This window comes from Shewanella schlegeliana, from assembly GCF_016765635.1.
GTDB lineage: Bacteria > Pseudomonadota > Gammaproteobacteria > Enterobacterales > Shewanellaceae > Shewanella > Shewanella schlegeliana.
In genome coordinates, this window is sequence record NZ_JAESVD010000026.1 from 1 (window position 1) to 1,374 (window position 1,374).

At 42.0% G+C, this 1,374-nt stretch carries 1 protein-coding gene; it reads left to right on the plus strand.

All coding sequences use genetic code 11. The features are described 5' to 3' along the window. Positions 1–88 precede the first annotated feature (88 nt). Positions 89–1,108 (plus strand): IS110 family RNA-guided transposase, encoded by a 1,020-nt coding sequence (locus JMA39_RS21095; RefSeq protein WP_202723844.1) that lies wholly within the window; start codon positions 89–91, stop codon positions 1,106–1,108. Positions 1,109–1,374: the final 266 nt, after the last annotated feature.

Consider the following 1,374-nt stretch of genomic DNA (forward strand, 5'->3'; position numbering starts at 1 on the left):
TAAACGCGCATGCGCACTATACAAATAATGAGATGGACGCTCCTCCCTTTTACGTTGTCTAAATGATTTTACGTAAGTGGAGAAGATTATGAATAACATTTCAGTTGTTGGAGTCGATCTAGCGAAAAACGTTTTTCAAATCCATGCCGTAGATGCTAAAGGCAGAACTCTTGTCCGGAAAATGCTTCGTAGAGCAAAGTTTTTGAACTTTTTTGGCAATATACCTCATTGCTTGATCGGTATGGAGGCATGTTCAAGTTCTCACTATTGGGCTAGAGAAATAGAAAGACTAGGCCATACGGTCAAACTTATGGCTCCACAGTATGTGAAGCCATATGTGAAAACAAACAAAAATGATGCGAATGATGCAGAAGCCGTTTGCGAAGCTGTAACTCGACCCAACATGCGCTTCGTCACGGTGAAAGATGAAGAGCAACAAGCTCTGCTATTAGTTCATAGAGAACGAGATGGCATAGTGAAAGAACGGACATCATTGATCAATCGTATTCGTGCCACCTTAGCTGAATTTGGTATTGCCATTCCAGTAGGGCCAAGAAGGCTGCATAGCTGGTTTAGAGATGATTTTTCAAGTGCTGAACAGTTATTGCCTCAACTAATGGTTTGTCATGTGCAGAGAATGAAGAGAAGGCTTAATCAATTAGAGTCTGATCTAGATGTGCTGGAAAAAGAAATAGCTCAATCAAGTAAAGGCAATCCACAATGTCAGCGCTTAGAGGCTGTACCGGGTATAGGTCGACTCACGGCTTCAGCATTAGTTGCCAGTATTGGTACAGGCAAAGAGTTCAAATCTGGGAGACAGCTTTCGGCTTGGCTAGGGCTAGTCCCCAAACAAAGCTCTAGCGGAGGTAAGCCACGATTATTAGGGATCAGTAAGCGTGGTGATGGTTATTTAAGGCGTTTATTTATTCATGGTGCTAGAGCGGTAATACGGCACATGAACCCAAAACGGAAAGTCACAGTGTGGCTGCGAGATTTAGAATGCAGAGCACACAAAAATGTTGTCATTGTCGCGCTAGCCAACAAATTGGCAAGGATAGCGTGGTCAATGCTAGCAAATGGAACTGATTACGATGAGTCATTCATCTAGTTAGTTGGTAATAAATTAAGTAAAGACACTCAAAGGTTTGCGTAGGCATAAAGAGAATTGAAGACAAAATAGGTAAGACCGTAGCTCATTAAAACTGCCCCTAACATCGTATGTAAGAATACGTCCAAATGATTAGTCATGAGCTAGCGGAACTCATCAGGGATCAAGGCTTAAGCCTTAACTAGAATCCGAATAGATGGCTGCAATACCAACTTTGAATTCAATGACAATTTAGCTTGCACAAAACGGAGCGTCCATAGATGTTA